21 protein-coding genes are annotated in these 23,171 nt (G+C 51.0%); 17 read left to right on the top strand and 4 right to left on the bottom strand.

The genetic code is table 11. The features are described 5' to 3' along the window. Both T504_RS0109840 and T504_RS0109845 read right to left on the bottom strand, forming a co-directional pair. A partial coding sequence (locus tag T504_RS0109840; protein ID WP_033170912.1) for a helix-turn-helix domain-containing protein occupies window positions 1–246 on the bottom strand: 246 nt, incomplete at its 3' end. A gap of 129 nt (window positions 247–375) precedes the next feature. Next, window positions 376–2,394 (bottom strand): molybdopterin-dependent oxidoreductase, encoded by a 2,019-nt coding sequence (locus tag T504_RS0109845; protein ID WP_033170913.1) that lies wholly within the window; start codon window positions 2,392–2,394, stop codon window positions 376–378. A gap of 334 nt (window positions 2,395–2,728) precedes the next feature. Between T504_RS0109845 and T504_RS14255 the strand changes: the two genes are divergently transcribed. From T504_RS14255 to T504_RS0109860, 4 genes are all read left to right on the top strand, one after another. Further along, window positions 2,729–3,094, top strand: coding sequence for a zinc ribbon domain-containing protein (locus tag T504_RS14255; RefSeq protein WP_072022731.1), 366 nt, complete (start codon window positions 2,729–2,731; stop codon window positions 3,092–3,094). Next, window positions 3,091–3,459 carry a DUF2085 domain-containing protein gene (locus T504_RS14260; protein WP_081342246.1) on the top strand — a complete coding sequence of 123 codons (369 nt, stop codon included), beginning with the start codon at window positions 3,091–3,093 and terminating at the stop codon, window positions 3,457–3,459. Before T504_RS14255 ends, T504_RS14260 begins: the two co-directional genes overlap by 4 nt. Further along, window positions 3,449–3,931, top strand: coding sequence for a zinc ribbon domain-containing protein (locus T504_RS13945; protein ID WP_051635322.1), 483 nt, complete (start codon window positions 3,449–3,451; stop codon window positions 3,929–3,931). Before T504_RS14260 ends, T504_RS13945 begins: the two co-directional genes overlap by 11 nt. A gap of 221 nt (window positions 3,932–4,152) precedes the next feature. Next, window positions 4,153–5,778: a peptide chain release factor 3 gene (locus T504_RS0109860; protein WP_033170914.1), complete on the top strand. Its 1,626-nt coding sequence runs from the start codon at window positions 4,153–4,155 to the stop codon at window positions 5,776–5,778. Window positions 5,779–5,843: 65 nt separating this feature from the next. Here the strand turns inward: T504_RS0109860 and T504_RS0109865 are convergent, their stop codons facing one another. After that, window positions 5,844–6,611 (bottom strand): DUF4931 domain-containing protein, encoded by a 768-nt coding sequence (locus T504_RS0109865; protein WP_033170915.1) that lies wholly within the window; start codon window positions 6,609–6,611, stop codon window positions 5,844–5,846. 162 nt (window positions 6,612–6,773) lie between these two features. Here T504_RS0109865 and T504_RS0109870 point away from each other — a divergent pair, with 162 nt between their 5' ends. From T504_RS0109870 to T504_RS13655, 4 genes are all read left to right on the top strand, one after another. After that, on the top strand, window positions 6,774–8,441 hold the full coding sequence (locus T504_RS0109870; protein ID WP_033170916.1) for a putative polysaccharide biosynthesis protein: 1,668 nt from the start codon (window positions 6,774–6,776) through the stop codon (window positions 8,439–8,441). 56 nt (window positions 8,442–8,497) lie between these two features. Next, window positions 8,498–9,400 carry a diacylglycerol/lipid kinase family protein gene (locus T504_RS0109875; protein WP_033170917.1) on the top strand — a complete coding sequence of 301 codons (903 nt, stop codon included), beginning with the start codon at window positions 8,498–8,500 and terminating at the stop codon, window positions 9,398–9,400. A 220-nt stretch (window positions 9,401–9,620) separates the two neighbouring features. Then, window positions 9,621–9,845 carry a hypothetical protein gene (locus T504_RS0109880; RefSeq protein ID WP_033170918.1) on the top strand — a complete coding sequence of 75 codons (225 nt, stop codon included), beginning with the start codon at window positions 9,621–9,623 and terminating at the stop codon, window positions 9,843–9,845. A gap of 280 nt (window positions 9,846–10,125) precedes the next feature. Next, window positions 10,126–11,964 carry a flagellar hook protein FlgE gene (locus T504_RS13655; RefSeq protein WP_037373206.1) on the top strand — a complete coding sequence of 613 codons (1,839 nt, stop codon included), beginning with the start codon at window positions 10,126–10,128 and terminating at the stop codon, window positions 11,962–11,964. Between the two features lie 156 nt (window positions 11,965–12,120). Here T504_RS13655 and T504_RS0109895 read toward each other — a convergent pair whose 3' ends face one another. Beyond that, entirely contained in the window at window positions 12,121–13,407 is a 1,287-nt protein-coding gene (locus T504_RS0109895) for a tRNA(Met) cytidine acetate ligase (RefSeq protein WP_033170919.1), read from the bottom strand. A 172-nt stretch (window positions 13,408–13,579) separates the two neighbouring features. On the opposite strand from T504_RS0109895, the gene mnmA reads away from it, so the two are divergent. The 9 genes from mnmA to T504_RS0109940 all read left to right on the top strand — a co-directional run bounded on the left by mnmA (window position 13,580) and on the right by T504_RS0109940 (window position 23,071). Further along, complete coding sequence (gene mnmA, locus T504_RS0109900) at window positions 13,580–14,674, top strand: tRNA 2-thiouridine(34) synthase MnmA (RefSeq protein ID WP_033170920.1); 1,095 nt, start codon at window positions 13,580–13,582, stop codon at window positions 14,672–14,674. Between the two features lie 84 nt (window positions 14,675–14,758). Then, window positions 14,759–15,553 carry an NYN domain-containing protein gene (locus T504_RS0109905; protein WP_033170921.1) on the top strand — a complete coding sequence of 265 codons (795 nt, stop codon included), beginning with the start codon at window positions 14,759–14,761 and terminating at the stop codon, window positions 15,551–15,553. Between the two features lie 16 nt (window positions 15,554–15,569). Further along, the gene (locus T504_RS0109910; protein WP_033170922.1) at window positions 15,570–15,986 is read left to right on the top strand and encodes a DUF3783 domain-containing protein; all 417 of its coding nucleotides are present in this window, start codon (window positions 15,570–15,572) and stop codon (window positions 15,984–15,986) included. Window positions 15,987–15,997: 11 nt separating this feature from the next. Beyond that, on the top strand, window positions 15,998–16,840 hold the full coding sequence (locus T504_RS0109915; RefSeq protein WP_033170923.1) for a hypothetical protein: 843 nt from the start codon (window positions 15,998–16,000) through the stop codon (window positions 16,838–16,840). Window positions 16,841–16,874: 34 nt separating this feature from the next. Continuing rightward, window positions 16,875–17,822, top strand: coding sequence for an ABC transporter substrate-binding protein (locus tag T504_RS0109920; protein WP_033170924.1), 948 nt, complete (start codon window positions 16,875–16,877; stop codon window positions 17,820–17,822). Window positions 17,823–17,850: 28 nt separating this feature from the next. Continuing rightward, entirely contained in the window at window positions 17,851–18,606 is a 756-nt protein-coding gene (locus T504_RS0109925) for an ABC transporter ATP-binding protein (protein ID WP_033170925.1), read from the top strand. Next, complete coding sequence (locus T504_RS0109930) at window positions 18,603–19,349, top strand: ABC transporter permease (RefSeq protein WP_033170926.1); 747 nt, start codon at window positions 18,603–18,605, stop codon at window positions 19,347–19,349. Before T504_RS0109925 ends, T504_RS0109930 begins: the two co-directional genes overlap by 4 nt. 10 nt (window positions 19,350–19,359) lie before the next feature. Continuing rightward, window positions 19,360–21,000, top strand: coding sequence for a hypothetical protein (locus tag T504_RS0109935; RefSeq protein WP_033170927.1), 1,641 nt, complete (start codon window positions 19,360–19,362; stop codon window positions 20,998–21,000). A gap of 184 nt (window positions 21,001–21,184) precedes the next feature. Then, window positions 21,185–23,071: a type I glutamate--ammonia ligase gene (locus T504_RS0109940; protein WP_033170928.1), complete on the top strand. Its 1,887-nt coding sequence runs from the start codon at window positions 21,185–21,187 to the stop codon at window positions 23,069–23,071. The last annotated feature ends 100 nt before the right edge of the window (window positions 23,072–23,171 follow it).

Genomic DNA, 23,171 nt, shown 5'->3' on the forward strand with positions numbered 1-23,171 from the left:
ACTGCCTTTACCGCTCAAATAATCTAGGACAGCCATCGTCTTTGTTTCTGGTGCATAAACTTTGTTGCCATTGCCAGTATAAAATCCGTCAACACTTTCTGCTTTGTAGCGTTTAATCCACACTTGTACTGAGGCCAGGCTTACTCCTGCTGCTTTGCTAATCCTACCTTGAGTAATTTCTCCGCGCAGATAAGCTCGTACATATTCTACTTTTTCTTCCATTGCGACTTTCTGCTTGTTTGGCATAGAAAAATCCCCCTATGATGACAGTTTTATTTTTTACTGTCTCTCATAGGGGGAGCATATCAGTGATTTCTCACTCATGCAACAGCCCTTTTTTGACTGGTCAAATTTGACTTGTCAAATGCTGACATGTCAGATTTGACCGGTCAATTTTGTGATATTGACTTTGACATCGTAGAAGGTGCTGCCCGCATCCTTGTCGGTGGTGCGCGCGTGGGTCAGCTGGTTGGTGTTGCCGGTTGTGGTCAGCGTGTTCCACCAGACGCCTTCGCTGACGACACGGCCCGGCTGGGTGCGCGTCGATAGGGTAAGCGTAAACTGCGCACGGCCCTGCGTGTTGCTGGCTGCTACTATATCGCCCTCGCAAAGTCCCAGGCGGTTGGCATCGTCGGGGTGCATCATAAGCTCCATGATGTGGCCGCGCGTGAGCTCGGGGCGCTCGTTGAAGGAACTGTCAAGGATGCGCGGGTCAGGCGAATTGATGAGCAGGAATGTTTCGGTGTCGTTGGCATAATGGGGCGGACGGTAGTCGGGCAGGGCTGGCTCGATAGCGGAATTTTTGATTTCGATTTTGCCCGACGGCGTTTTAAAATCGAGTTTGTAATTTTCGGGCAGCGGCAGGTCGACTGTTTCGCCGCTTGCTAGTTTCGCTTTGTCGACAGGCAGTGGCCAGGCGGTGTCGGTGCTGGCGATAAATTTTTCAATCAAGTTCGTTTCGCTCTGCTGGAAAAATTCATCGTCGATGTTCATGGCCTTGGCCAGCAGCGAAAAGACCTGCCAGTTGGATTTGCTTTGGCCAATTGGCAGAATAGCGGCGTTGCCGCGTTGGACGGTATAGTGTCCGTAAGAATAGTAGATGTCGTCGTGTTCAAGCGAAGTCGTCGCGGGCAGGATGATGTCGGCATAGCGAGCAGTGTCGGTCATAAAGCGCTCGTGAACGACAGTAAAGAGGTCGTCGCGCGATAGTCCTTGTGCGACAAGTGCCTGCTCGGGAGCTGTGCAGGCGGGATTTGATGAATAGACGTAGAGGCTCTTGATGGGCGGTGCAAGCGTTTCATCAGTGAGCACCTGGCCGAGTTTTATCATATTGATATGGCGGACGCCAGCTTTTTCTTTTTCCGGGCGGCGGATGATGTTCTTGTCAAAAGCATGACTGCCCGAAGCCGAGGTCAAAAGGCCGCCGCCAACATGGGCATAGGCGCCGACGATGGCGGGCAGGCAGGTGATGAGCCGCGAGGTCATCGCACCGTTGCCGTAGCGCGATTGGCCGCTGCCCAGGCGGATAAACGGCGCGCGGGCGCGGCCGAAAGCCTTGGCAAGTGCTTCGATTTTATCCGCGGGCACTTCGGTAATCGCCGCCACATTAGCTGGCGTATAGCGGGGCAGGACAGTGTCACGCAGTTCTTCCCAGCCCATAACGTATTGCTGGATAAACGTTTTGTCGATATGATCATCGCGGTTTAAGATATGCATGATTCCGAGGGCCAGTGCGCCATCGGTGCCGGGCTTAATGCTTGTGAAGTGGTCGGCGTAGCGGGCCGTCGGTGTTTCGTAGGTATCGATGCACCAGACTTGCGCGCCGTTCTGGCGCGCAAGGTCGACGTCGTGGCGGAAGTGAATGTCGGTGGCGAGCATGCTGATGCTCCAAAGAAGGATGAGGTCGCTATTTCCTGCTTCCTGTGGTGCGGTGGGCAGCGTGCCGCCCATGACATCGCGATAGCCGCGGGCTTTAGCTGGCGCACAGATGGTGCGGTCAAGGCTCGTCGCACCGAGCTGATAGAAAAAGCTGTGGCCGGCGCTGTACTGGATGGTGCCCATGGTGCCGGCATAGGAGTAGGGCAGGATGGCCTCGGCACCATACTGACGGATGATGGTTTTCCATTGATCAGCAATGGCTGCGATTGCCGCCTCCCAGCTAATCGGTGCAAAGCGGCCACTTCCCTTGGGGCCAATGCGCTTGAGCGGTGTCGTAAGCCGCTCAGGGGCGTGCACCGTGCGTTCGTAGTGGGCCATCTTGGGGCAAAGCGTACCGCGCGTATAACTGTGGCTGGGATCGCCCTTCACTTGGACGACCTTATCGTCCTCGGTATAGACGAGCAGTCCGCAGCAGTCAGGGCAGTCGTAGGGGCAGGCGGATTTTTTGATTTCCATGTGGACACCTCCATTGTGTTCATTACTCTCTATTATACGACAAGAAATTAATTATTGCGATGATAATAGTCCTTGTAAGAATGGATAGATTAGCGGGATAAGCAAACGGAATAAAAAGATAGTAGCATATTGGCCAAAATGTGTTTGGGCGAGTCCTGTGCCAATGGCTGGCTCCTTTTGCCACGCAATTCGTGATATGGCTTTATTTGATTACTATACGGTTAAATTGTATAATGAAAAACGTGCTATTAAATTTGATAGTATTCGCTAATTGACAAATCGGCGATTCAATGCGTAGAATTAGGATTTGTTTGGGAGAAAGTGGGGAAGAGACATGCAATGTAAACATTGTGGGAAGATAATACCAGATGATTCTGTATATTGTCAGTATTGTCGAGCAAAGACGGATGCTGTAATTAATCAAGTGGCAACAGTAGATGATGGCTATCAAGGGATAAGGTGTGTAAATTGTGGTTCACATGATTTGCAAGTTATTTCCGAAGTTCGTGGTACTGGCGTTGATGGCAATAAAGTTTGTGGATATGGTACTTTAGGATTTTTATCAGGTTGTTTGTGTTGTGGCATTTGTTCGCCTTTTATGGGAATGCTCGGGGCCCTTTGTGGTATGGATGGTGCTGGAGAAACAGAAACAGACACGTTATGGGTTTGTAAACGGTGTGGGAAAAAATTCCGGTTATGAGAGAAGAAAGCAAAATAAAGCTATGGTCGAAATCGATGGCTCTTTTTCGCAAATATTGGGGATGCCATCAATTACCGAATCGTAGTTTTTTTATAGGTAGTTATCAATTACCACTTTGTGCGCGTTGTACGGGGATATTGCTAGGAGAGCTAATAGCTATCATCATGGTAGCAGATAATTTTATTCTTTCTTTGGCGTATAACTTTTTGTTGCTTATCCCCTTGATTATGGATGGCAGTATTCAATTACTAACTGCGTATGAGTCAAATAATACCAAAAGGATTCTTTCTGGATTGTTGTTTGGATTTGGTTTAGTTGGACTACTATTTGAATCGATTGTAAGGATGTGGAATTATGTATTGTAGAAAATGTGCGGAGGAGATTCCTGAAGGTGGTTCGTTTTGCCCTAATTGTGGAGCAGAGGTGTTGTCCGCAGGGGAAATGACACGAATACTACCGCAAAAAGTCGAGATTCAACGGACGAAACAATATTATGTTTCCTCAAAAAATAGAAATGTTGCATTGCTGTTAACATTTTTGGGCTTTTGTGGATTTGCTGGATTGCAGCGCCTTTATGTTGGCCGTATGGTTTCAGGAGCTATCTATCTATTTACTTTAGGTTTTGGGGGGGGGGGGACAATTTATGATTTTTATACGATAGCTAATGAGACTTTTAAGGATGGCGATGGATATCCATTGTATACGGATTCATCCATGAAGTGGAATTATCATCGGCGCGCTCTCAAGATGGATATCAGAATACCGATTGCTATTGTATTGGTATTTATTGTAATATATTATATTCCTCTGATTACAAATATGTTTGCTGACAAGTAATTATATATGCTATTGTGGTTGGGGCAGTCCTGCAATTATGTTGCTGGCTGTTGTGAGGGTGACGTTAGGGGATAGTAGGAGCAAGGCAGTGCGGAAAAAGTCTCGTGCCAATTTTTGTTTTTTATGGTAAAATGGTTGGTACGTGAGTTTGTAAGGGGGAAACCCTTTAGCAGCGAATAATGTGTTGGTATCAAAAATATATGACAATTGGAGGATTTACTTTGTCAGCATTAAGTGAAGAACTCAATAAAGAAATAGAAAAGCGCCGTACCTTTGCCATTATCTCCCACCCGGATGCTGGTAAGACGACGCTTACGGAGAAACTCCTGCTCTACGGTGGTGCCATCCATCTGGCTGGTTCCATCAAGAGCCGCAAGACTCAGCGCCATGCGGTATCCGACTGGATGGAAATCGAGAAACAGCGTGGTATCTCGGTCACTTCGTCGGTGCTGCAGTTCGACTACGATGGCTGCCGCATTAACATACTTGATACACCGGGTCATCAGGACTTCTCCGAGGATACGTATCGCACGCTGATGGCTGTCGACAGTGCCGTCATGGTCATCGACGTCGCCAAGGGCGTCGAGGCGCAGACGAAGAAACTGTTCAAGGTCTGCAAACAGCGCAACATTCCGATTTTTACCTTCGTCAACAAGCTCGACCACTATGGCAAGGCGCCAATCGACCTCATGGACGAAATTGAAAACGTGCTGGGCATCCGCTCGTATCCGATGAATTGGCCAATCGGTCAGGATGGGCAGTACATGGGCGTCTATGACCGCCGCAACGACAAAGTGCTGCTGTTTGCGGAAGATACGACCCATGGTCAGGAAGCGCGCATTGCTGATGTCTATGAGCCGGATGATCCGGCTGTCATCGAGCGTGTCGGTGAAGATGTCTGGGAGGCCCTGCAGGAAGACTTGGAGCTCTTGAATGAGGCTGGCGAAGAATTTGACATGGAACTCGTCAACGCTGGTGAACTCACGCCGATGTTCTTTGGTTCGGCCATGACGAACTTCGGTGTGCAGGACTTCCTCGAGGGCTATATCCGCATGGCGCCGATTCCGCAGCCGCGCAAGTCCTCGGAAGGCATGATTCCAGCCAGCGATGAGAAGTTCTCGGGCTTTGTCTTCAAGATTCAGGCCAACATGAACCCGGCGCATCGCGACCGCTTGGCCTTCATCCGTATCTGCTCGGGTAAATTCGAGCGCAATATGGAAGTCTGGCATGAGCGCACGGGCAAGATGTTAAAACTGGCGCAGCCGCAGCAGTTCCTCGCCCAGGACCGTCAGATTGTCGATACGGCTTATCCGGGCGACATCATCGGCCTGTTCGATCCAGGCGTCTTTGGCATCGGTGACACGGTCTGCGATGCCAGCCATAAGTTCAAGTATGCGGATTTCCCGGTATTCCCGCCAGAAAAATTCGCCCGCGTCCAGGCGAAGGATACCATGAAGCGCAAGCAGTTCGTCAAGGGTATCGAGCAGCTCACGCAGGAGGGAGCTATCCAGCTCTTCCAGCAGGCTGGTGCCGGTACGGAGTCCTATATCGTCGGCACGGTCGGCACGCTGCAGTTCGAGGTGCTCGAGTACCGCCTCAAGAACGAGTACAACGTCGATATCGAGATGAATATGCAGCCCTTCGAGGTCGCCCGCTGGATGGCCTTCGAAGATGGCCGCGAAGTGACGCCGTCGGAGCTCAAGGGCGCGGACCGCGGCATGTTCGTCTATGACCGCAACCAAAATCCGGTACTCCTGCTCAACAACGAGTGGGCTATCGGCTGGATTACGGATAACAATCCGGATCTCGTGCTCAACCATGTTCCGTTTGACAAGAAAGAAGCATAATAAGCGATTTATCGTTTCGATAAAAAAGTTCCAGCCGCTGGCATGAGCAAGTGGCTGGAACCTTTTTAGTTCCCGTATAATTTATGAAATTCTTCGACAATCGCTTCGTAGTTGGAAGGGCGCACGCGCAGGCCATAGCCAACAAATACTGGTGGGGTGGCGAAACGTGGCATCAGCTTGACATAGATCTTTTTTTCGCGATGATAAAAGAATAGGTTATAGCTGTTGCAGCGTTTATGGAAGTGGTGGGAGAGATAGTCGGTGCCGATTTGCAGGTAATCGGCCAGTGTATCGATGGCGCTGGCGGTAGGTTCATGGACAATCAGGTTGAACTCCCAAAAGCCGATGCGCGGTTGGTCTGAAACCGTCATGGTTACGTTGTTTTTTGCGTAGATAACCGGGCCGTCAAATTCCTCGGGGTGAACCGCAATCGTTTCGGACAGGTGGGAAAGGCCAATGAGCTGCATGTGCGGATGGCGAATCGTGCCCCCCGACAGAGGACCGAAGTTTTTGAAGAAGAGAACCTCTTCATATTTGCCGCAGTGGAGAAGCCTCTGCCAATGATGAACGCCAAAGTGAATGAGTTTTCGCATGTGCTCGGTCGGGTATTCGGGCATATCGCTGTGGCAGGCATCGCCTTCAATCAGTACGAATTGATCGGTGCCCTTTAGTACGTTGTATTTGTTGCGGAGCAGCAGGAGAGAACCGTTGCGGTCGATGATGTTTTCCAAGTGTTCGCGGTCGCAGAATGGACAGTAATGATCGGTGTGGACGATGGTTTCTGGTTTTTGGCGTCCTACGGTCATATCGAATTCAAGCAGGTTGTGATTCATGATTGCTCCTTGCCGTTTTCGGCTAGTGCCATAAAAAAATGTGGCATGTACAAGCTATAAATGATATAATTCATATGTTACGTACCAATATTATAACGATATTGGTGAAATTTTGCAAAACGGGCATGCTGCCAACGTGCAGTATGCCTTTGTACATAGGCGGTGTTTCCAATTAGTAACCAGGAAGTAAAAGAAGAAAAGAAATCCAGCAAGGGCGAATCGTTCCTCAAGGGGACGTTCATCCTGACGGTGGCTGGCTTTGTCGTCAAAGTCATCGGTTCCTTGAACTGGATTTTTGTGTCCCGAATCCTCGGTGGTGAAGGTATCGGTCTTTACCAGATGGCTTTTCCCATTTATTTCTTTGCCATGACGGTGTCACAGGCTGGTGTGCCCGTGGCTATTTCCATCATCACGGCTGAGAAGGTGGCCCTCAAGGATATCTTTGGGGCAAGGCGTGTGTTCCACATATCGATGGCGTTGATGCTGGTGACGGGGTTGGTATTCTCGTTTTTGACTTATTTTGCGGCCGATTGGCTCATCGATTGGCAGTTCGTGCGCGATCCACGCGCCTATAAGTCGATTGTGGTATTGGCGCCGACGGTATTCTTCGTCACGCTGCTCGCCAGTTCCCGCGGCTATCTGCAGGGGTGGCAGCGTATGACGCCGACAGCGGTTTCGCAGATCGTCGAGCAGATTTTCCGCGTCATCACGATGATTCTGTTGGCGGAGCTCCTCTTGCCCTGGGGCCTTGACTACGCATCAGCTGGTGCGTCGCTCGGCGCTTTGGCCGGTGCGGTGACGGGCCTTATGGTGCTCGTCTATTTCCATTGGAAGCTCGATCGCGATATCGAGCGCGACTATGGCAATGATTTGCAGCCGCTGCCCGGAAAGGAAAGTGAGCCAGCTTGGCAGATTATCAAGCGTATCTTCAAGCTGTCCCTGCCGGTATCGGCGGCCAGCATTATGCTGCCGGTTGTCTCGAACCTTGACCTTATGATTGTGCCGCAGCGTTTGGAAGTGGCAGGCTACAGCGTCAACGAAGCGACGGAGCTGTTCGGGTATCTTACGGGTATGGCGGTGCCACTCGTCAATCTTTCGTGCATCATCACGGCGTCGATGGCCATGAGCATCGTACCAGCCATTTCGGAGGCGCGGGCGCTGAAAGATATGAAACGCGTCTATAATCAGACGGCCGCCTCGGTCCGCATTTCGAACTTCGTCTGCTTCCCGGCTTTTGTCATCGTATTCGTGTTGGCGACGCCGATTTCGTCGCTTATCTACAATGCCCCAGGGGCTGGCCCGGCCGTCATGATTTCGGCCGTCAGCATCATTCTTTTGGGCCTGCATCAGGTATCGACAGGTATCCTGCAGGGCCTCGGCCATCCGACGATTCCGATGGTCAATATGATTCTCGCGGCTGTGGCTAAAGTCGTCCTGAACTGGGAGCTCACGGCAATTCCTTGGCTCGGCATCATGGGTGCTGCCTGGGCAACGGCAGCGGATATGGGTGTTGCCGCCATTATCAACCTGATTTTTATCTACAAATTCATTGGCTATCGCATGGAAATTCCGCAGCTCTTAAAGACCATCATTGCGTCGGCGGTTATGGCGGCAGCGGTTTACTTCTTCTACGACTGGACGATGGCTTGGTGGCAGATTGGGGTCATCTCGACCTTCGGTGCGGTGTTCTTTGGCTGTGCGGTATACATCGCGGTCATGCTGCTGATTGGTGGTTTGCGCGAAGACGACCTCGAACGCATGCCGATGCTTGGCCGCATTGGCATCAAGTTCCTGCGCCGTATCGGTGTCTTTAAGACGACGGCAAATTGATTCGAAGAAACAAACGAGCAGCATCAACCTGCTCGTTTTTTATAGGAGGAGAAACATTGAAAAAGCTGGTCCTTTTCTATAATCCGGTATCCGGGCATGCAGCCTTCAAGAATAAACTCGACAGCATGATTGAGGCATTTCAGCGTCGCAATATCCTGCTGCTCTTGTATCGAACGAAAAAAGAAGGCAATGAGGATTTTGTCGATTTTGTTCGTGAGACTCAGCCAGAAGGGGTGCTGGCTGCAGGCGGCGATGGAACGGTTCATGAGTGCGTTAATTTGATGGTGAAAAATGGTATTGACCTGCCACTGGGCATCATTGGCAGTGGAACGTCTAACGATTTTGCCACTTATCTCAAAATCAATGAGGATATGGAACGATATTTTGATATCATCGCAAGCGGCAAGTTCTGCCGTATGGATTTGGGCAAGATCGGCGAGGATTATTTCATCAACGTCGCCAGCGCTGGCATGATGACAGGCATCGCGCATGAGGTAGATGCGCGCCTCAAGAATGCCATGGGCAAGATGGCCTACTATATCAAAGGTTTGGGCGAGATTCCGAAATTCCATGCCGTTCCGCTTAAAATCGAAGCGGATGGCGTGCTGCATGAACTCGAGGCTTTCCTGTTTGTCGTCATCAACAGTGCCGTCGTTGGCAGCATGAAAAATGTGGCCAAAGATGTTTCGGTTACCGATGGCAAGCTCGATTTGCTGGCTATTCGCAAATGCGGCATCCCGTCGCTGATGGCTGTAACGGCAGACCTCATTGCCGGCAAGCCGGTATCGGAGAAAGATAAGGTACTGCACATTCAGGCAGAAAACTTCCGCATTGAATCGACAGAACCTTTGCAGAGTGACCTCGATGGCGAAATCGGCCCTATGCTGCCGCTGACCATCGAGACAGTACCGCAGGCAATCGCTGTCTACTGCGATGCGCAAGGGTATGCGGAGAGGTAAGATTACGGGGAGTCTGTCAGTTTATACGGAAAAGAATCCCGATAGTATGCAACTCGAGGTTCATGGGGGAGTACTTTTCCTGTTTCCGTTCTTCGTAGACGGAGTGACTGCTCATGGCAGGTAATTTGTTTTGGCGTAAAGCATGAAAAGCCTTCCCCTCTGTGGAAGGGGGACCGCGGAGCGGTGGAAGAGGTTCCAGAGTAGTTATCAGCATCTAAGCTTGGCAAAAAAGTACTCCATTGGATTTCTACTGCCCAAAGGCATTGAAAAGAAAGGAATCGAGAAGGGCTTAGATAAGGGCCGTAAGCAGGGGCAGGAAGCCGAAAAACTGGCCAGTGCGCGGCGCATGATCGCCAAAGGAAAATTTACAGCAGAAGATATTAGCGAGTCGGTGGATTTGCCTTTGGAACGAATCCAGGAGCATATGAAGGCGCAGACAGCCTAACAAGAAACTACCAAGCAGGCGGTTGACAAGTCAAATGTCAGCCGCCTGCTATTACTTTGCTGGTGGATTTTTTCCTTGGAATTGACTGATCAACTCCATAATTTTGCAGGAAAATAGGGAAAAAAGCCGAAATGAAACAATAAGAATGTCGTTGTTTTTATGCAAAGCGAGGATCCCATAGGGTAAATCATACCTTAATATTGTTTACGTCTATGGACAGAAGCAGAGTGATTGTTAAGAGAAGGATGCATAGAGGTAACGTGGTTGGGGAGGAAAGATTATGATTCGTTCGTTGTATACAGGGGCTTCAGGGCTAAAAAACCATCAAAGCAAGATGGATACTGTGGGTAATAACATTGCTAATGTCAATACAGTAGGTTACAAGTCGACCCGCACTACATTTGCCGATATCCTATCACAAAATATAAAAGGAGCCTCTGCAGCTAACGGAGCCGTTGGAAGTACGAACCCGACTCAGATTGGTTTGGGAACCCAAATAGCTAGTACAGACCTTATTTTTAAAGATGGTGCTCCTATGGTGACTGGTAAAAATACGGACCTTTGCCTTTCGGGAGATGGTTTGTTTGTAGTAAGGGGAGGCAATGAAACTTATTACACTCGTGATGGTGCTTTCGATTTTGATGCGGCAGGAAACTATGTATTGCCGGGGAGTGGGCATTTTGTGCAAGGGTGGATGGCAAACAACGGCGTGATTACTACAACTTCAGCAATAGGGGATATTAAAGTTTCCATAGGGCAACCACTGGTGGATGCAACGTCTCTCGTGACGTACATTGATAACTTGAATGCTGATATGCCTACGATAACGGGAGTTAGTGTCGATGTGGATGAACCATTGACTGTTGGATGGGGCGGAAAGGAGGTCGGTATAAAAGGTATACCTGTCAATGGGAAAACATGGAGCTTTAAAGAAGATGTTGCACTCGGTGCAACTATAGCCCAAATTGTAGATTCAGGTGGTAAGGTAGCGACAGTAACACTCTCTCCAGCAGCTCAATTTGAAATTCCAAAAGGTACAGATGTAGATTTTGGAACGTTATATGTCCTTACTAAAGGTAGCGTTACTGCTGACTATCCCGTTATCTTGAAGATTGATGGAAAAGAATATACAGCCCTTGGTATGGATAAGGACATGGATTTATTAAAGAAATGGAATCTAAAAACTGGTGGGGCTACAACTGGAAGCAATACAATTACCATAACGGATGGAACAAACGATATTACGTTTACTCTTAACTCGCCTTTAGAGGAAAATCTTGAAAAAATTCAGATGACAACAGCAACCGCTAGTGAGGCAAAACCGGTAACCCTTACTTTTAGCGATGGCACAACAGTTGTGAAAACTGACGGCACTTATACAGTTGGTAATTCAATGCCTGTAGAGACAACCACTACTGTATATGACAGTTCGGGAGTAGCTTATACAGTTCCCTTATATTTCATTCGCGAGGATAGTGGAAATTCTGACAACAAGTGGTTGGTGTCTATATCACCAGCTACTGCTGTAACGAAAGGTCAAACTGTTACAACGGAGGTTACCGATGCCAATGGTAAAACAACAACGGTTTCATTTCCTGTAGCTGAAATTCAATTTGATGAAAATGGCAATATGGTGACAAATTCTGACATCGATACTACTGGAACCTTGACGTTGGGAGGGCAAAACGTAACTGTTGATTTTACTAAGCTGACCCAATATCCTAGTGAAATCACTGTTAAATCTACAAGCAACGGTGGTATTGGGGGGACACTCAAAGACATTCAAATTGATACTTCGGGCGTAATCACAGGTATATACACGAATGGTATACGCCGAGTTGAGGCACAAGTGGCATTGGCACATTTTAGCAATTCAGCAGGCCTTTTTAAGACGGGTACGAGCCTTTATCAGGAAACTGCCAACTCAGGTACGCCGCTAACAATTAAAGTAGGCGAGTTTGGGACTGTCCTGACACCAGGAGCTCTGGAGATGTCGAATGCAGATTTGGCAAATGAATTTGCGGATATGATTGTAACCCAGCGTGGTTTTCAGTCAAATGCTAAAACCATAACGGTGGGAGACGAATTGATAGAGACTGCCATAAATATGAAACGTTGATTTAGTGGTAGAAACAATTTCACATTGCATGCTATAGAGCAATAACGAATTACGTTAATCTAAAAACTGGAGTTTGACCGGTCAAATTGACAAGTCAAGCTCCAGCTTTTTGGGTGTATGTAGATGCGGATGTTGTTGACAAAAAGCAATTGTGTTCTAGTCGAAAAAGCGTGGGGACTGTTGGAAGTCGTTGCGCTTCCTGTCTGTTTGCGGTGTAATCAGCTGGCGCAGGTCGGTGGCCATGGTGTCGAGGGCGAGCTGCTGCTGCAAGGGGGATAAGGCGGCTGGGCCTTGGACGCGTTGGGAGCTCGTCAAGAAGGCGCTGGTTTTGGTGATGAGCGGAAGTGTTTCCGCTTTTTTTATGCGCTTGAGCAAGTCGCGGCCGCGTGGGCCGCAGGCGAGGACGCGGGCGTAGAGCGGGCCTGCGTCGTCCATGGATGCCAGTTGTGTTTGCGTGAGGCCGAGCAGCAGGTGGATAAGCGTGCGGGCGATGCGGCTTTTGGGATAGCGTTTGGTCGTGGCGGCAGTCAAGACTTCGTTGTAGGTTCTGGTTGTTTGCAGGCAGTCGCGCAAGCGGTTTTCAAGGCCTTCGTTGATGCCGGCGATTTCTTGCAATGCTGTGTTGTCCGTGCGCAGCATAAGGGCTTGCAGTGGTACGAGCAGGCGGTCGAGATTTGGCAGTTCGGAAGCGTTGAGCTGACGGATGGCGGCAAAGCCTGCGGCTGGCAGGGCTTCTTGCAAGGCTTTACTGTCGCAGGCAGTGAGCTGAGGCAGGAGCAGTTTGCCGCCTGCGGCATGTGATGCTTTAGCGGCTTTAGAAAGCAGTTGGCGGATGGCCGAGGCGCTGGCATGGGGGGCGGCGATGTTGATGTTATGGTAGCCGGCGCCTGACCGGGGAATCAGCAGCGGTTCGATGGCGGGCGTTTTTTTCAGTGCGCGCAGGTACTCGATGGCGAGAATGTTGTTAGGCTCGTGCAAAATAGCTGCATCGGCAGCGGCGGCCGTGGCAGTGAGTTCTGTAAGCGCTTGTGCATAGGAGGCGCCAGCGCTTATCCGCTCGTGCAGCTGCGTTTGCACGGCGGGCGAGTCGATGGCCGTTGCAATCGCCGTTAATGTTGTAAGCGATGAACATTCGGCGCCAAAGGCGAGCGTGTCGATGACGCCAAGTCTTGCGAGCAGCTGCACGCCGCCGCGGGCAAAATCCTGCGCACTGCGGCAGGCGAAGGCAAAGGGCAGCTCGAGGACGAGATCGCAGCCGCCTGCGATGGCAAGCTCCGCGCGCTGCCATTTGTCAAGGAGGGCGGCCTCCCCGCGCTGGACAAAGCTGCCGCTCATGACGGCGATGATGGTGCTGCCCGGATAAACTCGACGGATTTGTTCGAGCTGATAGCGATGACCGTTATGGAATGGATTGTACTCGGCGATAATACCGGTAACATGCATGGCGATGCCTCCTGTTGTAAGTAAAGGAAATATTGGTTCATGATTTAGTTTAGCATTTGCGGGGCATTTGTGACAAGATTCCTTTGGGTATGGGCAAGAATATGTTATACTTAAAGATACGAATGTGAATTTAGTGCTTGATATTTAGTACGAATATAGGAGCTTGATATAAATGGAAAAGAAAAAAGTAGTAGTGGCCATGAGCGGCGGTGTGGATAGTTCGCTGACAGCGGCTTTGCTCGTCGAGCAGGGCTTTGATGTCATCGGCATCACGATGCGGCTGTCAGAGGAGAGCCGCGACTTTGACTGCAACGACCGTGGCTGCTGCAGCCTCGCAAGCGTCGACGATGCGCGCCGCGTGGCCGAGACCATCGGCATTCCGCATTATACGGTTAACTTTAAAGAAGCGTTTCAAAAGGATGTCATTGATTATTTCCTGGCCGATTACGCCAAGGGTTGGACGCCGAATCCGTGCATTGCCTGCAACCGCTATATGAAGTTCGGGCTGTTGCTCGATAAGACGCTGGAGCTGGGCGCTGAGTTCCTGGCTACGGGCCATTATGCGCGTATCGAGCAGGAGGAAAATGGCCGTTATGTGCTCAAGAAGGGCATCGACGTCCATAAGGATCAGTCCTATGCGCTCTATCATCTGAATCAGAAGACGTTGCGCCATTTCCTGCTGCCGCTGGGCGGTATGACGAAGGTGCATACGCGTGAGCTGGCAGAGCAGTTCAACTTGCCGGTTGCCCATAAGCCGGACAGTCAGGAAATCTGTTTCGTACCTCACGATGATTACAAAGCCTTCCTGCGCGATAAGAATCCTTCGTGCCTGCAGCCGGGCAATATCGTCGACCGCGCGGGCAACGTGCTTGGCCGTCATGCGGGCGTGCCGCTTTACACGATTGGTCAGCGCAAAGGCCTTGGCATTGCGGCCCCCGAGCCGCTCTATGTGACGGAGCTTGATATGAAGAACAATCAGGTCATCGTCGGCGGTGCCAAGGATGTGTATGCGGAGGGGCTGGTTGCGGGCGACCTAAACTGGATTGCATTTGACGAATTCACGGAGCCTTGCCGCTATGCGGCCAAAATCCGCTATGGCAAAAACGAAAGCATGGCAAGTCTCTCGTTGCGCGAGGATGGCCGCTTACAGGTTGATTTTGATGAGCCGCAGCGCGCGGTGACGCCGGGACAGTCCGTGGTGTTCTACGATGGGGATACCGTAGTAGGCGGTGGTGTCATTGAGAAAGCCTGCCGTCCGGTTGGTTGAACGGAAGCAGGAATTTTAGCGGACAAGTCGAATACATACATTTGTGACTAAATATGAGGCAAGATATTTCGAAAGAAGGATTGTATGACACTCGATTCGAGTAATGAAACCGTAGCAATACTATACGATATCGAAAATGCGCCCTTTGAGATGCTAAACTATACCTTAGGCAAGGCAAGGCGTTTTCAGCCATGCCGGACTATTGTGGTATCGGACTGGGAGGCGCATCCGGAGCAAAAGCGCTGGGAAAAACTCATGCGGCGTCCGGGTTTTACGTTTCGTCAGATAAGCCGTACCTATCAAGGCAAAAATTCCCTGGATTCGGCGATTTACGATTCCGCGGCACTTCTATATCAGGAAGGCGTTCGCAAGTTCTTTATTATCACGACGGATTCGGACTTTGTCCGCATCGCAGAGCTTTTGAATTCTCAAACCCCGTCTTATATCATCGGGGTGGGAACCAAACAGGCAAGCGAAACCCTGCGGAACGCGTATAATGAGTTTATGGTCTATCCGCCAGAAGAAAAAAAGAAGCCGGTCAAACGTGCCGCCAAGAAAAAGGAAACTGCCGTTGCGGATAAGAATACGCAAACGGCAAAGGCGGCTAAGAGCATGAAAAAGAACAGTAGCAAGGCTAAGGCGTTGGAGTTAGAGCCGGCAAAGGCGGAGCCCAAGAAGAAGGCCGTGAAGAAAAAGGTGGCCGCATCCCAAAACCCAGAAGGCAAAAATGCCCCGCAAGAGGGGACGATGGTCGATGGCATGATGACCGTCAAACTTCCCAAGAGCCTGCGCCAGTCGCTGGAAGAGCGCAAGCAGGAAGAAGGGGTATCCTTGGATGAACTCGTTACGTATCTGATTATGAGGGGCCTAGCCCGCTGACGAAGGAGCACTTTGGATGAAACGACAAGAACAAGTTTTATTCTATCAATTCCGTGATATGGAAAAATTGCAGTTGGCCCGCAAGGTACTAAGCCGCATGGGGATTGTCTCAAAGGTGATTCCCGTGGATGATTGGACGCAAAAGGTCGGCTATTTATTGGGGCTGAAGGGCTTCAAGGCAGCGGACAAACCCGATGCCGATGACGATTTTGTCTTCCCTCATGAAGTAATGATCCTGCAGAACATTCGCAACAAACGTCTGGATGAGGTACTGGGAACGTTACGGCGGGCAGGGGTGTCGAAGGTGCAGTACAAATCGGTGGTAACGCCGTTTAATACGTTGTGGACACTGCGCCGCCTCTGCGAGACGATGCAGAAGGAACATGCCGTTATGATCCAGCAACAGGAAAAGGAAAAACAGAAAACGGAGTAAGAGCAAGAACCATGAAAAACGAAGATCTGGAAAAGACGCAATATATGAGTCCGGAGGATATGGAGGCGCTGAAAACGGGCAAACCGAAACTATCCGATACGCAGGAGATGCCTGCCGTAGGGGACGATTTGGGAATTAAGCCGCCATTTCCCCAAGCGGGTCAGGCTGCTGGCAAGGTGCGCGAATTGTCGCCCCAGGACAAAAAGCCCCCTGTGGAGGAAAAGAAGGGCCAATTCCTGACGCCAAAGCGCAAGCGGGCGATGCTGATGGGGGCCGGTTTTGTCGCTGCGCTTCTCATCGGTTTTATGATCGCCGGCTATAATCAGGATAAGTCTGAGGCGCAGCATGCACGGCAGGTGCAGGAACAACAGATAAAGGACAAAGAAAAGAAGATTGCCGAGCAGGAGACGGACCTCAAGGCTCGTCGGGCTGAGCTGGAAAAGCAGAAGAAGGAACTGCAGGAGCGTCAGCGGCAGTTAGAAGAGCAGTCGAGCCGCGCCAAGGGACGCAACGAGCAGCTCGGTGACAGTGCGCCGAGTTCTGCTTTGGGCAAGATCATTGATAAGGTGACTGGCAAAGAAGCGGATCGCAAGCAAAAAGTCGAGCAGAACAAACAGCAGAGTGCGCAGAATGATACGGCAGCAGCCGATGTGGGGAAATCCATCGAGGATGCTCAGCGCATGCTCGATGAAGTCAACGCTAAACTGGATTCGGTCGAAGCGATGAAAACTGAGGCCGGACAGTTAAAGGATAAAGCGGCGGCTGCCTATGAGGAGAACAAGGGTGTTATCAACCAGGCAATCCATTACGCAAAAGTCGGCGCCGGTCTTTTGGAAGGCTGGCTGTCCCACTGATTGCCGCATAGAATTTAGAAAGAAGGCGTAACCTTTGAAAAAGATAGTTGCAATACTAATGGCACTGCTTTCGCTCACTGTTATTGCCGGCTGTGGCACTTCTAACGAAGCGGGCAGTGACAAGCAGAAGCTTCAGCCGATTACGATTGGTTTGATGCCGGATACGGATTCGGTTCCGTTTATCATCGCCCAGGAAAAAGGGTATTTTAAGGAAGAAGGACTGGAAGTAAATCTCCAGCAGTATAAGAGCGCGATGGATCGGGATTCAGCCCTGCAGAGTGGCAATCTGGATGGCGCCGTTTCGGACATGCTGGCCGTTGCCTTTGCAAAATCCGGTGGCTTTGATGTAAAGGTCACGTCGTTTACGGATGGCAGCTATAAACTGATTGCCAGCAAGGATTCGGGCATTAAGGATGTCAAGAGCCTTGCCGGCAAAGACGTATCGGTATCGCGCAATACAATTATCGAGTACGTGACGGATCAGATCCTTGCGAAGGAAAACATGGATGGCGACAGCATCAACAAAGTCATCATTCCGCAGATTCCCACGCGTCTGGAAATGCTCCAGAATGGCAAGCTCGCCGCGGCCACGCTGCCAGAACCAATGGCAAGTATTGCCGTTCACAATGGCTGTCAGTTCGTGACGGGGTCCGATGAACTGGGAATCAATCCGGGGGTCATTATGGTTACGGCCAAAGCGGCCGATGGCAAGCAGGCCGAGATCCAGGCCATGTATCGTGCCTATAACAAGGCAGTAGCTTATTTGAATCAGGCGGACCGCGCGGAGTATATCGATCTCGTCATCGAGAAGGGAGGCTTCCCACCGGCAGCCAAGGATGCGCTTAAATTGCCAAGGTATCACGAAGCGGCTTTGCCCAAGGAGAGCGATGTGACGGATTGCCTCAACTGGCTCAAGGGGAAAAACTTGATTTCTGAGAGCTACAGCTATAAGGATATCGTTCTGGATTTGTTGGGAAAATAATTTTAACGAAAGTAAGAGAATCAATAACATGATTGAAGTAGAGCATTTGTCTGTCGGGTATGATGCCGATGGAACGAAACAGATTGCCCTTCATGATGTAAGCTTGACCGTTCCGCAAGGGACGGTCTGCGCCGTTATAGGGCCTTCTGGCTGCGGCAAGTCCACACTCATGAAGGTGGTGGCGGGATTGATTCGTAAGGTTCAGGGGACGGTGCGGATAAATGGCCGTCCCGTGAATCCACAGGAAATGAAAATCGGATTTATGCCGCAGAATTATGGGCTTTTGCCCTGGAAAACCGTGGGTGAAAATATTCGCCTTGGCTGCCGCATCAAAGGGGAGGACTCCGAAGATTTCGTGGCGCGGGCGAAGGTGCTTTGCCGACGGCTGGGGATAGCAGGGCTCGAGGAGCGACTCCCGCACGAGTTAAGCGGCGGTCAGCAGCAGCGCGTGGGGCTCGCCCGGGCATTTTTGCTTCGCCCGGACATTTTGCTGATGGACGAACCGTTTTCGGCGCTCGATGCCATTACGCGGGAAGAGATGCAGGAGGTGTTTTTGGACCTTTGGCAGGAATATCACATCACGACGATGCTGGTGACCCATTATGTGGAAGAAGCCCTGTACTTGGGACAGCAAATTGCCTTGATGTCGTCGCATCCCGGTTCGGTACAGGAGATTATGGAAAACCTGTTGGCTGGCAGTGCCGGAGAGCGGTATAAGCCAGAGTTTTTTGCCATGGGACAGAAGCTGCGGGAAAAAATCCGAGAAATGGGGGCCCAGTCATGAGGAAAGGCAAATCGGTATTGCGCTCCTATTTGCTGGGAGCACTCCTATTGTTGCTGTTATGGTGGGCGGTGGCGCTGTTGGTAGATCTTCCGATTATTCCGCCACCGGATAAGGTGCTGACAAAACTCGGCCATGTGTTTGTACAGGCCATTGCAATCCATAGCGCGTACAGCCTCTGGCGCATAGCTGCCGGACTCGGGCTCGCGGTGCTTATCGGTTATCCGTTGGGACTGGCTATGGGGTATTTCAAGCAGGCGGATCGTTTTTTGGCGCCACTGGTATATCTTACTTATCCGATTCCGAAAATTGCCCTGCTGCCAATTCTGATGCTGCTCACAGGTGTGGGGGAATGGTCGAAAATCTTGATGATTTTTTTGATTATCGTCTTTCAGGTGGTCATTGCGCTGCGTGATGGAATCCGGGCAATTCCCGAAGAGACGTATTATCCGCTCTATTCGCTGGGTGCGTCCTTTTGGCAGCTTTTCCGCCATGTGATTTTTCCGGCATCACTGCCAAAATTTTTGACGGCCATCCGTGTGGCTATGGCTACGGCTGTCTCGGTGTTGTTCTTCACGGAAACCTTTGGCACACAGTATGGTATGGGGTACTATATCATGGATGCGTGGCTGCGGGTAAATTATTTGGAGATGTATGCAGGCATTGTGGTCCTTAGTTTGCTGGGGCTGTTGCTCTTTGGCATTTTGGACTTGCTCGAATATATGACCTGCCGTTGGCAAAAGTGAGGTGGTGGCAATGAAAAAACTCGGATGTCTCGCCTTTTTGCTGCTGCTGATCGTGGCTGGAGCAGCGGGATTTATGGGACGCAGTGACTGGTTCCCTTGGGGACAGGAGTCAGGCGATGGTTCAATCCAAATCATGGCGGAGGGGCAGCCTGGCGAAGCGATGATGCAGGATGTCCATCAGGCCTGTGATGCGTTTAATCGGACGATGGAACAGACGATGGGAATCCGGCTCCAGCGAAATGTCAAAGTCTATGTGGGCGGTACTGAAGCCGACTATCAGCAGATTCTTGAGCGGGAATTCAATCTGGCACCAGAGGAAGCCAAGGCAATTGCCGATATTTCCGGCGGCTGGACTGGTGGCAAAAAAGCCATTACGGCTATTAATGGCAAAGCTGGTGTCATGAACAGCAGCAGCGATCGCATCAGTACCACGGCGCACGAGCTCTTTCATCAGGTGCAGTACGAATTAAGCGATGGCAACGATACCGATGAACAGGCATTGTTTTGGCTTGAGGAGGGTTCGGCAGATTACGTAGGGGCCGATTTGGCGGCACGGCTTGGCGGGAAATCCATGCAGAAGTGGATTTTGGATGTCAAGGCCGAACTCATGGGAGCGCCACATGTCGTCTCGCCGGAAAATCTGCAGCACAGTACCCTCGAACAGCGAAAGGCCCTCATGGGAAAAGATTTGCATTCCTATCAGATGTCAGATCTCATGACTTGGTATTTATTGACGACCAGAGCCAAAGGGCACGAAGGCGAAAAACTGGCTCAGTATTTCCGGCAGTTAAAGGAAGTCAAGCAGGGCGAAGCGGCTTTTCAGAACACCTTTGGCGTAAGTCTCGAGGACTTCTTGCGCCAGTTTGACCGCTGGTGGAAAGAGGAACAGACCAAGCCGGCGCTGCTCCATTTCGAGGCGCGTGAGGGGGTGAGCCAGGCTTTGGTTCGCTCGCTTGAGGCTGAAACCAATGCGGTGCAGACGATGTTCCAAAAACGGCTGGGGCAGCAGCTGCACGGCGAATATCAAATTGTCCTGGCCAATAACCAGGAGGACCTTGCCGAAGCGGTCAAGACCTATTGCAGCATTCCTGAGGAGCAGGCGAAAGAACTGGCAGCTTCGAGCCTTTGGATTGAAAATGGCAGCACGGTCCTTTTGAACGCGTCACAGATCGAATCTGATCGCCAGCAGAGCTTTACGGTGGGAGTCATGTTGATGCGCGTGATGCAGGGACAGCGTATGGGCCAGCCGGAACGCGGCATTGAGTGGCTCATGCGCGGCTCGGGGTACCTCATGGGAGTAGCCCGCCTCGGTGAGAAGGGGCTGGGAACTTTGTCGCAGTATCAACGAGCCTGGCTGGATTCACTGCGCAAAGCCGGACGTGTTCCACAGCTGGCACAGATGGCTACAGCGGATGGCTTCCGGCAGGTTTCGCAAAGCTACTCGGATGATACGGCTTCGGTAATGGCTGAATACGCTGCTGCGGAGCTGGTGAATCGTCGTGGCTGGCCGTCACTGGTGCGCTGGGCTGAGGCAACTCGCACGCTGGGCGATGCCCAAAAAGCTTTCCACCAGGTGTATGGACAGAGCAGTGTGGATTTTGAAGCCGAACTGCAAAGCCGTGTCCAGCGTCAAATCGTCAATGCCCGCTAGGAAGATATCATGTATACAAAAAAAGACCTTTACAAACGTTTTTGGCTGTGCTAAGATATCACCTGTAAGTAAATAGCTTATGGCAATGGAGCCATACAGGATAAGACCTGCGGACGTTATCGTCTGGCGGATTATTCTGTATGGCTTTTTCGTTTGTGTTGATTTATGAAAAGGATGGTATACGATGGAAGATTTACTCTATGTAATCCCGGCAAACTCCAGCAAAGAAGAAGTGCTTGAACTCGTCAAATCGCATCCGGAAATCAAATTCGTTTCGCTCGTCGGTGTCGATATGGCCGGCAACGATACGGATGAAAAGATTCCGGTCCGCATTTTCCTCAAAGACATCGATGATTTCTATGCCGGCACGGCTGTACAGACCGATGGTTCTTCCGTTGTACTCACGGGTATCGCTACGCTGAACAACGCCAAAGTCGATATGCCGATCGATCCGTCCGTCAACTGGTTCGTTGACTACAACATGGAATACTACGATGATGAAACGGGTAAGCCGGTCGGCACGCTGCGCATTCCGTCCTTCCTCGTACATGAGGGCAAACGCGTGGACTCCCGCGCCGTTCTCGCTGACTCGATGGAATTCGTCAAGAAAGAGCTTCTGAAGCTCTTCAAAGAGAATCCGAAGATGTCCGGTCTTGAGAGCATCGATGGTAACGATGTCGTCGATATCTCCTTCACGTCGGCCACGGAGCTCGAGTTCTGGGTCAAGACGCCGCTCGAGGAAGCTGCTATCGAGGAGATGTCCGCTTCGCAGGTCATGCAGGAGCAGTATTGGGAGCGCACGCATGGCGCTGTCCGCACGGCCATGGAGAACTGCCTGCTGGAGCTTGACAAATATGGCTTCAGCGTAGAGATGGGGCATAAAGAGGTCGGTGGCCTCAAGGCGCAGATTGACGAGAACGGTCATATGACGCATGTCTGCGAACAGCTCGAGATTGACTGGCGCTTTGCGGATGCCCTGCAGGCAGCCGATAACGAAATCTTTGTCCGCACGGTGGTCAAGGAAGTATTCCGCTCGATGGGGCTTGAGGTCAGCTTCAAGGCAAAACCGATGATTGGCCTTGCCGGTAATGGTGAGCATACGCATATCGGCATGGCTGCCATCACGAAAGACGGCAAGCTCCACAACCTGTTCACGGCGGACGATCAGCTCAAAGACTTCATGAGCTCGGTGGGCTATGGTGCCATCATGGGCCTGCTCAAGAACTATGAGAGCATCAACCCGTTCGTTTCGGCTACGAATGACTCGCTGAACCGCCTCAAACCGGGCTTCGAGGCTCCGGTCTGCATCGTCACGTCGCTGGGCCACAAACCGGATCAGCCGTCCCGTAACCGCACGATCCTGGCCGGCCTTATCCGCGACCTTGGCAATCCGTATGCTACGCGTTTCGAGCTGCGTGCCTGCAACCCGTACACGAATACGTATCTCGTCCTTGCGGCCATCTACTCGGCTTGCCTCGACGGCATCAAGGTTGCGGTCAAACACACGACGGCAGAGCTTCTGGCTGAGCTTTCCAAGGAAGCTGGCGAAGAGGGCTTCTACCTCGAAAAAGACCGCGCGTATCGTTCCGAGAAGGATGTCTTCGAAGACTACACCGAAGAAGAGCGTGACCGCCTGTTCGGTGCTCCGCCGGCTACGGTTTGGGAGAACATGCAGAACTTCGAGAACTATCCGGAGAAGAAAGCCGTCATTACGAGCGGTGGTGCTTTAAATGACCAAATCATCAATGCCTTCCGCGATGGTGCGCTGATTCGCTGGAAGACCGAGCTCATCGCCCGCATCATTCCGGAGAACCGCGACATCGTTCGCAAGGCCCGCGAAATCAAATCCGATTTCGTTACGGATCAGGATTCCTACAACTGGAACAAAATCAACGGCATCCGCACCTATCTGGCAAAAGACAGCATCGACGAGAAATCGCTGTTCACGCTGCTCATCAACGCCCTCAACGAAGGCGATTACGCAACGGCATCGGGCCTGCAGGTCGAGATGTACGACAAAGTCGAGGAGCTCAAAGCACTCTACGATTCCTATTCCAAGAACATGATTTGATAGGTTCCTATTGGTAAGACGAGACCATCCTTTGTGGGTGGTCTCGTTTTTTCTTAATTTTTTTACGAAATATTCGATATATTGGGGAGAGGGGAAGTGC

The sequence above is a fragment of the Selenomonas sp. ND2010 genome (assembly GCF_000702005.1).
GTDB lineage: Bacteria > Bacillota > Negativicutes > Selenomonadales > Selenomonadaceae > Selenomonas_A.

Coding starts and splice junctions, on each gene's coding strand:
- T504_RS0109845 (WP_033170913.1), bottom strand. CDS start 2,394: ATGGAAATCAAAAAATCCGCCTGCCCCTACGACTGCCCTGACTGCTGC.
- T504_RS14255 (WP_072022731.1), top strand. CDS start 2,729: ATGCAATGTAAACATTGTGGGAAGATAATACCAGATGATTCTGTATAT.
- T504_RS14260 (WP_081342246.1), top strand. CDS start 3,091: ATGAGAGAAGAAAGCAAAATAAAGCTATGGTCGAAATCGATGGCTCTT.
- T504_RS13945 (WP_051635322.1), top strand. CDS start 3,449: ATGTATTGTAGAAAATGTGCGGAGGAGATTCCTGAAGGTGGTTCGTTT.
- T504_RS0109865 (WP_033170915.1), bottom strand. CDS start 6,611: ATGAATCACAACCTGCTTGAATTCGATATGACCGTAGGACGCCAAAAA.
- T504_RS13655 (WP_037373206.1), top strand. CDS start 10,126: ATGATTCGTTCGTTGTATACAGGGGCTTCAGGGCTAAAAAACCATCAA.
- T504_RS0109895 (WP_033170919.1), bottom strand. CDS start 13,407: ATGCATGTTACCGGTATTATCGCCGAGTACAATCCATTCCATAACGGT.
- mnmA (WP_033170920.1), top strand. CDS start 13,580: ATGGAAAAGAAAAAAGTAGTAGTGGCCATGAGCGGCGGTGTGGATAGT.
- T504_RS0109905 (WP_033170921.1), top strand. CDS start 14,759: ATGACACTCGATTCGAGTAATGAAACCGTAGCAATACTATACGATATC.
- T504_RS0109910 (WP_033170922.1), top strand. CDS start 15,570: ATGAAACGACAAGAACAAGTTTTATTCTATCAATTCCGTGATATGGAA.
- T504_RS0109915 (WP_033170923.1), top strand. CDS start 15,998: ATGAAAAACGAAGATCTGGAAAAGACGCAATATATGAGTCCGGAGGAT.
- T504_RS0109925 (WP_033170925.1), top strand. CDS start 17,851: ATGATTGAAGTAGAGCATTTGTCTGTCGGGTATGATGCCGATGGAACG.
- T504_RS0109930 (WP_033170926.1), top strand. CDS start 18,603: ATGAGGAAAGGCAAATCGGTATTGCGCTCCTATTTGCTGGGAGCACTC.
- T504_RS0109935 (WP_033170927.1), top strand. CDS start 19,360: ATGAAAAAACTCGGATGTCTCGCCTTTTTGCTGCTGCTGATCGTGGCT.
- T504_RS0109940 (WP_033170928.1), top strand. CDS start 21,185: ATGGAAGATTTACTCTATGTAATCCCGGCAAACTCCAGCAAAGAAGAA.